The organism is Bacillus sp. GW823-FHT06A10 (assembly GCF_058795375.1).
The window spans coordinates 1,586,822-1,596,129 of record NZ_JBXAHT010000001.1 but is presented as its reverse complement, the minus strand read 5'-3'; the positions used below and the strand labels follow the sequence as shown (position 1 = coordinate 1,596,129).

The window sequence follows — 9,308 nt, the reverse complement described above, 5'->3', positions numbered from 1 at the left end:
TTACACCCTCTTCTTTGTTAATTTAAGTAATACTTTGCTCAAGCTTTCTTCCGTAAGATCCTCTGCATCAGCAAAATCTGATACCGTAAAAGCAGACTCTGTTGTTGGTTTATTTATAAGTTGACGGAGATGCCTTAACATACCATCTGCTATCAATTGAATTTTCAATTTAGAAAACTGTTCTCTACTATACATCCAAACAAAATGTAACTTTTCATCTTTCACCATTCCGATAACATCAATTAGATGAGATGGTTTGGAATCTGGAGCATGATCTAAAAATGTAAATCCTGTCTCTTGCATAAACAAAGAGTCCCTTGAAAACACCTGATCAAATTGGCCCAAATAGTTAAAGCTTATTGAAGGCTTTTGCTGATAAAACGGAAGTAATCCTTTATTCAAGTAACGTAAAATACCATAGTCAACTCCGCGATTTGGAATTCGACGTAATTGTTCTTTGACAGCCTTTAACCCTTCAATAGGTGTTTGAGTTCCTTGAAAATTGAGATGAACGGGATAAATACTCGTGAACCAGCCCACTGTCCTTGATGAATCAATACCTTCAATCATCTCTTCTCTTCCGTGTCCTTCTAGATGAATAGAAACGGTTTGCTGATTTGTACAATCGACGATAGCTTGTCCTAATGCCGTTAATAGTACCTCATCAATCCTTGTCTTATGAGTGACTAGAACTTCGTGTAACAATGTTTGTGTTTCTTCTATTCCTAAAGTCCTCGTCACTTGATCAATCGATTCTTCTGTTGTTTCTTGTATTGGATAGTCCATTGGAATTTTCATCGTTTCTTTTTCTACTTGTTCATTCCAATAATTTTGTACTTCTTTTGAAATACCCGAATCACTGTATGTCTGGAGTCGTTCAGACCACTCTTTAAAAGATGTACTTTTCGCAGGTAAGCGAACTTCTTGACCTTGTTTCATCTGGTTATATACCACCTGTAAATCTTCCAATAGAATCCTCCATGACACTCCATCTACTACTAAATGATGAATCACCCAGAATATTCGATCATTTCTAGTCAAGTTATCTTCAAAGTACACTACTCTCATTAACGGACCATTAACTAAATTGAAACTAGCTTGATTAATGTTCATCTCTTCTTGTATTATTTTATTCCACTCTTTTTCATTAACTTGATTACGTTTTACAACATGGAGTACTGACAGCTCATCAGTCCCTTCATTTCTCTGCCTCCACGTTCCGTTTGGTAACTGTTCGTACCGGAAACGTAAAGCATCATGATGTTTCAGTAAATTTAATATCGCTCCCTCTAGTAATTTCACATTCAATCTTTCTTTTACTCTTAAAAGCATTGATTGATTCCAATGCTCTGTATGTGGATGTTCTTGCTCGAAGAACCAGCACTGAATTGGAGTAAGAGGCACATCACCTATCACAATTCCCTGCTCCGCTTGTACTCCCTGCGTTTCTATAGCCACTTGTGCCAGCTCAGCGATAGTTGGGCATTCAAACATTTGCTTTGGAGTAAGTTTTAACCCCACTTGACTTGCTTGAGATATGATTTGAATACTGAGAATCGAGTCGCCACCAATTTCAAAGAAATTATCATAGATTCCCACCTTTTTAACACCTAATACTCGCTTCCAAATGGTAGTCAGTATCTGTTCGTTACTATTCCGAGGGCCAACACATTCACTATTAATCTGCTTTTCCTCTGGCATAGGTAAGGCCTCACGATCAACTTTACCGTTAGCTGTAAGTGGAATAGCTTCCATCGCCACAAATCCCGAAGGAACCATATAACTTGGTAGTTTCGCTTTAAGATACTCTCTCCACGCATCTACATTTCCATCTCCTACAACATATGCTATTAATCTTTTATCGCCCGGCTGATCTTCTCTTACAATTACAACTGCCTCTTTTACATATGCATATGTATGTAAAGTAGACTCAATTTCCCCAATCTCAATTCGGAAACCACGTATTTTAACCTGATGATCAATTCTTCCACGATAATCTAGATTCCCATCTGGCAAATACCTCGCTAAGTCTCCTGTCCGGTATAATCTTGCTTTCAGATCACTACTAAATGGATGAGATATAAAACGCTCTGCTGTTAATTCAGGTCTATTTAAATACCCACGTGCAAGCCCTGCCCCGCCAATATAAAGTTCACCATCGACACCTATAGGAACAGGTTGTTGATAAGCGTCTAGTATATACACTTCTAAATCGGGAATCCGCTTTCCAATATTACTTCTTGAAGCATGCTGCACATCATCTAGAGTAATTGGATAATATGTAACATGAACTGTAGTTTCTGTAATTCCATACATATTAATTAACTGTGGATTTTTCTCCCCATACCTTTGAAACCACGGTAACAAGCTAGTAGGTTCTAACGCTTCTCCGCCAAATATGACATAACGCAGCTGCAAATTTTTATTCTTATCTTCTTGTTCACACACTCGTATTAATTGTCGAAATGCGGAAGGTGTCTGATTTAGAACTGTGACTTCTTCCTCCACCAATAATTGATAAAAATCCTTAGGTGATCGACTAATCCAGTACGGAACAACAACTAATTTTCCACCATATAATAATGCTCCCCAAATTTCCCATACTGAGAAATCAAATGCATACGAATGAAAAAGCGTCCAAGTATCTTTTTCATTAAACTGATACCAACAATCCGTCGATTTAAATAACCGAATGACATTGTGATGCTCTATCATAACGCCCTTTGGATTTCCCGTTGATCCCGAAGTATAGATTACATATGCCAGATTTTGGGGACCGACACTAGAAACCGGCAAAGTCTTACTTTCTTTCCCAATCTCATCTTGATCACGATCCAGGCAAATCGACTCAACATTTTCTGGTAACCAGTTCAATTCTTTTAAACTTTCTTGCGTTACGAATAACTGAATGCTAGCATCTTCTAAAATATATTGAAGTCGTTGCTCTGGATATGTTGGATCAAGTGGGACATAAGCCCCACCAGCCTTCAAAATCCCTAAAATACCTACAATCATCTCGTGGGAACGTTCAACGCACAGTCCAACTAAAGTATCAGGTCCTACTCCTTTTTTCTGCAGATAATGAGCTAACTGGTTTGCACGTTCATTAAGCTCCTTATAAGTAATTTTTTCTTTTTCATACGTAACTGCAATAGCATTTGGATAAATCATCGCTTGCCGTTCGAACATTTCATGAATAGTTACTTGAGGCGGGACATCCAGTTTAGGATTGTTGAACTCAACTAAACTTTTTCTTTTATCTTCCTCAGAAATGATTTCTATTTCAGCCACCTTCTGCTTTGGGTTTTCAAAAGTGTTTTCCATTATCGCTAACATCACGTTAAAAAACTGTTTTATCTCTTCCTTAGAAAATAGCTCCTCACGATAATCAATATGTACATGTAAAGAGTCTATATCAATTAGATTTTCAATATGCACTGCAAAATCTTGTACTTCTTCACGGTTTGGAATCCATAGTGAGTCACCACTTTCATCACGATCCCTATAATCAATCGTAGTTCCGAAAAGTCTCACATTACTGTTATTCTCTTTATTAATCCGCTTTAATAACAAATCAAATGGATATTTCTGATGTCTTAATGATTTACTTTGTTTTCTGGACACCCTACTAATAAATGAAAGTACTTCTTCTTCTGGATCAATATCCATTCTTAAAGGAACTGTACTCACCATCATTCCAATCAATTTTCGTTCCATTTTAGTCATACGGTTGCCGTAAGCCATTCCTAAACCAATATTAAGCGATGAGGTCCACCGATACATGGACAACGAGAAAGCAGCAACAAAAAGGGTGTATAAACTAAATTTTGAATCTTCAGAAAATTTCTCTATCTTTCTCTTCAAATGCTCCGTTAATATAAACGTCTCACGTGATGCTTTGGTACTAACTTGGTACGTATTATAAGGCTTCAATCCAGTCGCAGATGGCAGTGTTTTAAATTCCTCTAACCAGAATTTTTGATCTTTTTGAAAGCGACTACTATTCAAGTATGTTTGTTCATTGGTCAGAAATTGAACATATGAATTTTTAATTTCGCCTTCTTCATTCTCGTTATGCATGTCATAATAATATTTTGCAATCTGCTCAGTAAATATTTGAATTGATAAACCATCCATAATAATATGATGAACATTTCCAAAGACTGCACATTCATTATCGTTTAATTTTATTAAAGCGAAATAGTATAAATTCGAATTAAATAATGTAAACGTTTCTTTTGTTTTCTGCTCAATCCATTCCTCAAGCAAATTTGTATTCTCCACATTACTGAAATCAAAAAACTCAAATTCTTGTTCTTCATGTTTAATAAAATATTGTTTCGGTTCCTGATGCCCATTTTCTTTTAACCTAATGCACAGACCGTCATTTTCACTGATAACGCGATTCACAACTTGGTTTAATTTTGAATAATTCATTTTTCGATGAAGTTTAAATAAAAATCTTAAATTACATATTCCTTTATCAGAATGAATAACTTCTGTATACCATATTCTTCGCTGCGGATGGCTTAATGGATAACATTCCTCATTGGTCATAAAAATCTTCCCTTCAAAAATTATTTGCTCTTATAGGTTCGTGTTTATGTTTACCCCATAAATATTTCTGCATTGAAACTCCAATTACTCCAATAATAACAAGCCCAATCCCTCCATAAACATAGAGTTGAGTTACTCCAAACAAATGCACTAATGGGCCACTCATAGCAGGAGAAATAATTAAAACTGCGTTTGTTAAACTACTTTGAATACCAAATACTCTTCCTACTTGATCTTGATCGGATTCTATTTGTAATATGACTTGATTAGATACAAGCATCAGCCCACTTCCGATACCAGCGATAAAACTAATTAAATAGGCTAAAACGAAGACCGTACCGGGCGTTATCAAACCAATCCCCCCAAAACCAATTCCCATTAAAACCATACCTCCACATACTACCCAGCCATATTGAAATTGTTTTAATTTCTGAGTTAGTAATGCACCAAGTATCCCGCCAAGACCAATAATAGAAATGATATATCCCATTTTACTTTTATCATGTGGGAATAGGCTCTTAAATAAAGTTGGGAATTGTGAGTCTACTAATTGTAATACTGCCATGGCTATTGTAACGAAAATCATGGTTGATAATATTATCCGATTAGATAACACATAACCCCACCCTTGTACCCAAGCGGTCCAAGTACTTTGTTTTTGCTTTTCAACAAATTCTTTCGATATAGTTTCTTTAAATTTTATTGTGGGTATGAGAACTAAGGTAGCTAATAAACAACTTATAGCTCTTATAATGAGGCAGAACTCTGGTTGAAACCAGCTCAGCAACATACCCCCTATAAGTGGGCCTACTATTTTGGTACCCTGCTCTACTATTCCGTTGATACTTACTGCTTTAGTAAGCAAATCCGGGGATACAATCTGTCTTGTTAGTGTTTGCTGTGCAGGATAATAGAAAACAATAAAAATGGAACGAATCATTAATGCCACTAAGAGCCAGTGGATATCTTGTACAAATAAAAGAGCAATCGTTATTAGACCAACCATTAGATTACAGAACATCATAATTGGAATTTTTCTAAAACGATCTGCAATAACACCTGCCCATGAGCCAAAAATAATTCCTGGAAGTGCATATGCAACAGGAATCAATCCAATCATAGTAGGATCTACTTCCCATTCAAACCCAACTATAGTCATAATCGCTAACATATCAATAAAAACACCAAGCATAAGCAATGAATAGGCAGAGAAAACTTGTAAATATACCCTATTTCCTAATAGGCCTTTTGAATCGGTAGTTTTCATAAAAGCAAGCTCCTTAGGTTACTAATATAAACGCTTTCGCGTATAAGGTACCTCTTTATTAAACCAAATTAATCATTATTGACATCTCACCTAAAATTTAACTTCGTCAAAACTTAAACTATTATTTTTTATATCTTTAAAATAGTCAGATAAAATAAAGCGTACCCATTTCTTCATTTTTATATCAACTGTTACAAAATATATCTTTCCCTTACACTAATAACAGCTAAACGTTGCCTTAATATAACCCTTTACAGTCGTTTGCACATTCAATTCACATCCTTTTTAAAGTTGGCTTTTTTCTATCTCAAATACTATCACACAAATATTTCACCTACTATATTCATAAAGTTGAAATATTTGAATCAGAAAATTCGGATAAAAAACCAAATCCAAAAATCATACCAAACAATTATTTAGTTATATTGCCATTTTATAGATGGCTTTAGCCATAAGGATATCAAAAATTAAGTTTTTTAATTTTATTAACATAATAGTTTAAAGAGGCTATAAATCCTACTAAACAAAAAGATAAATATACAATAAAGTATATTTATCTTTTCTTATCCTACATATTTTCTATGCAAATTAATTCCAATAACTAAAATTGATAATAAAAATATAATACTACCAATTACTAATGTACTCATAACAGAATTGAATAATATAGTATTAATACTTCTGCACCTACTACCTATTTTATTTATTGGATATTTATACTTCAAAAAAATTACACATTATTCACAATTAGGATACATACCCAAAATATGATTTGAATATGTTATTATATTTTAAGATAATATAAAATCAGTTTTTCTATAAGAGAACTTAATTTTTATGTAGTACGAAATTGTTAGTAATACAGTATATATTTTAATTTAGTTATAAAAACGTTTAAAGATCACCTATTTCCATAAGTGATCTTTCTTTGTGATTCTACATTTATGCACTACTGTAGAAATATATCGTAGATACGCTTTGTTTGCTAAATGTTTAGTTCTTTCCATTTACTAAAAAACATAGCTTAATACAATTAATACCATATTCGTTACATTGCAAACTATTATTTTGTCTTCTGTACAGGCAAACTACTTAAAATTAATTCAGCAACTTTTACATATCCTTTTGAGTTTGGATGAATTAAATCCTTAGACCAAAGCGTATTGTCATTAACTAAATGATGATTCCAAAAATCAACATGATGAAGCTTATACTCTCTGCTCAATGAACGTATAACTTCATTTGCCTCTAATAATTGTTCTTTTATTACTTGTTTTTTTTCAAAAGCAAAAGGAAGCCTAACTGTAAAATCCGGAAGGTTTGCTATAATAATATCAGCCCCTGCTTTACTTAATGTATCTACCATAAATTCCATATCGTTCTTATATGCATCATGATTCCAACGTCCTTTTAAAACATCGTTTGCCCCTGCAATGAGACTAACCAAATCTGGATTAAAAGTTAGCGCCTTTTCCAATTGCTGCGAGCGAATTTCTTCAGTTACTAACCCACGCTTTGCAAAATTGGCATATTCTATATCGTTTTCACACAGTTGAACAAAATGATCTACCCAGCTTTTTAATGCAATTCCCTCAACTTCATCCCCTATCCCCTCTGTAAAACTATCGCCAATTGCTACAAATCGCTTCCACATATGTATTCCCCCTTTATTATTAACCATATCTATACTATACAATAGCTCACACCGTAATTGTTATTTCTAAGTGGTTTTCGATTTCAATTATATTCCACTTTACTATATTTACATTTAGAATCTAAAATTGACCGATTCCTAAGTATACTTAGGAATCGGTCATATTCATATATTTACTAAAGAAATACAATCTATCTAGGAATTATACTTTTTTCAAAAAATTTGTTGTTCTTTGTTTTGCCCAGTTGATACATTTCTTTTCGATTAAATGATATGAAACTATAGAAAAAAGTAGTGTCATTGCAATGCACAAAGTAAGAAGGAAAAAGATAGGTATCTTTGTATACAAAAGTTTAAATAGTACCATCATGATTGGAAAATGACATAAATAGATACTGTATGAAATTTCTCCTAAATATACAAATACACTCTTATTTAAAAATGCTTTTACTTTTAGGTTACTCATAGCCATTATAATAAATATACTAACCCCCATTACGACACCCCAATCTTTTATTAAGAAAGTTGTATCATTACGGGAAAAACCATAAATTAAAATGGAATATAAATATAGAATAACCCCTAATGTAATAAGAAATCCTTTTTTAAATTTTTTCATATTCCTATATGAGTAGATAAGTTTTTCCTGATACTTAAAAAGTAACATTCCAACCATAAACATAGATGTAAAATGCAGTGTATCAGCATAACCATTATAAAACCCTTCAGCTTTCCCAATATGCAACATATTAAGAACAACACTAATTAATGAAAAGCTCAAAGCAAATAGTATCGTTTTCTTCCAATTCAGTTTATAAAAAAGTAGGAATAACAAAGGAAACACAATAGATATACGCATTTCTTGAGCCAATGACCAAATAACTGGATTATAATTTTCCGTAAAAAAGTTATTAAGAAGCACAAAGTGGTTTAGAATATCTAATTTTGTTATAGGCCCTTGCCACCTATCATAGAACCAATCCCGTAGTCCTACCACTTCATACGACGAAAATAAAATAAATAAAACAAAGGTAACGATTATCCAAAAATAATAAGGAATATAGATTCTTACAAATCTCTTAATTAAATATCCCCAATAATTTGTTTTTGAATGATAAAGTGCCATAGATAACACAAAACCACTTAGTACATAAAAAACGATAACAGCTTCCCCACCCGCCCATAAAAACCTAAGCGGGGAAAATTTAATAGAATTAGGCAACGATGGTAGCATTAAACAAAAATGTCCAAATACCACAGTAAGTGCTGCTAACCCTCGTATCGAATCTAATTCTTTTATTCTCTTACTCATAAAATGTTCTCCTTGTAAATTGTAAATTTTGCTGTTCATAAAGGCCACTATAAGAATGTAGTGGGAGAATTGTACATATTGTTTCTTTAAATTCCTAATATAAGCAGTACAAAGTTAATTTGACCTCCATTTCTTTATATACATAATTTAAAACAAAATATTTAATACAAAGAAAAGATTTTATTAAATTTTTATAAAGTGAAACTTTAATCAGCCCTCGCCAATCGGACGTTTACGGGCAGCAGGGCCCCCACCTAACTTCCTTGCTTCCGCTGAATTTTGAGGTGGGGGTCTTACTGCCCGGCAAATAGCGGGATACAATCTAATTACAGAAATACGTACCGGATATTAATTTTTTATTGTCATTTGATGGAATAGTGGGTGTTTTTTCATCATGTAACTTTATTAAACTAACCTTGCACCCGAATCCTTTAAATCGAAAGATTCATAATAAACGCCATCCTTTCTGTATATTTCTACAAAAAGAATAGCGTTTTTGGGATATATGGATACAAATT

At 33.4% G+C, this 9,308-nt stretch carries 4 protein-coding genes; all 4 read right to left on the bottom strand.

The annotated features are described in order from the left end of the window. The 4 genes from AC1Q8M_RS08210 to AC1Q8M_RS08195 all read right to left on the bottom strand — a co-directional run bounded on the left by AC1Q8M_RS08210 (position 1) and on the right by AC1Q8M_RS08195 (position 8,829). Complete coding sequence (locus AC1Q8M_RS08210; RefSeq protein WP_097997634.1) at positions 1-4,557, bottom strand: non-ribosomal peptide synthetase; 4,557 nt, start codon at positions 4,555-4,557, stop codon at positions 1-3. Positions 4,558-4,570: 13 nt separating this feature from the next. Next, the gene (locus AC1Q8M_RS08205; RefSeq protein ID WP_000858616.1) at positions 4,571-5,824 is read right to left on the bottom strand and encodes an MFS transporter; all 1,254 of its coding nucleotides are present in this window, start codon (positions 5,822-5,824) and stop codon (positions 4,571-4,573) included. Between the two features lie 1,063 nt (positions 5,825-6,887). Further along, complete coding sequence (locus AC1Q8M_RS08200; protein ID WP_141526215.1) at positions 6,888-7,478, bottom strand: SGNH/GDSL hydrolase family protein; 591 nt, start codon at positions 7,476-7,478, stop codon at positions 6,888-6,890. Between the two features lie 202 nt (positions 7,479-7,680). Continuing rightward, a complete protein-coding gene (locus tag AC1Q8M_RS08195; RefSeq protein ID WP_097822558.1) occupies positions 7,681-8,829 on the bottom strand; it encodes an acyltransferase family protein in 1,149 nt (382 codons plus the stop codon). Between the last annotated feature and the right edge of the window lie 479 nt (positions 8,830-9,308).

Bases quoted from the DNA above. Each gene is read 5' to 3' on its own strand.
- AC1Q8M_RS08205 (WP_000858616.1), bottom strand. From the start codon at position 5,824: ATGAAAACTACCGATTCAAAAGGCCTATTAGGAAATAGGGTATATTTA.
- AC1Q8M_RS08195 (WP_097822558.1), bottom strand. From the start codon at position 8,829: ATGAACAGCAAAATTTACAATTTACAAGGAGAACATTTTATGAGTAAG.
- AC1Q8M_RS08200 (WP_141526215.1), bottom strand. From the start codon at position 7,478: ATGTGGAAGCGATTTGTAGCAATTGGCGATAGTTTTACAGAGGGGATA.
- AC1Q8M_RS08210 (WP_097997634.1), bottom strand. From the start codon at position 4,557: ATGACCAATGAGGAATGTTATCCATTAAGCCATCCGCAGCGAAGAATA.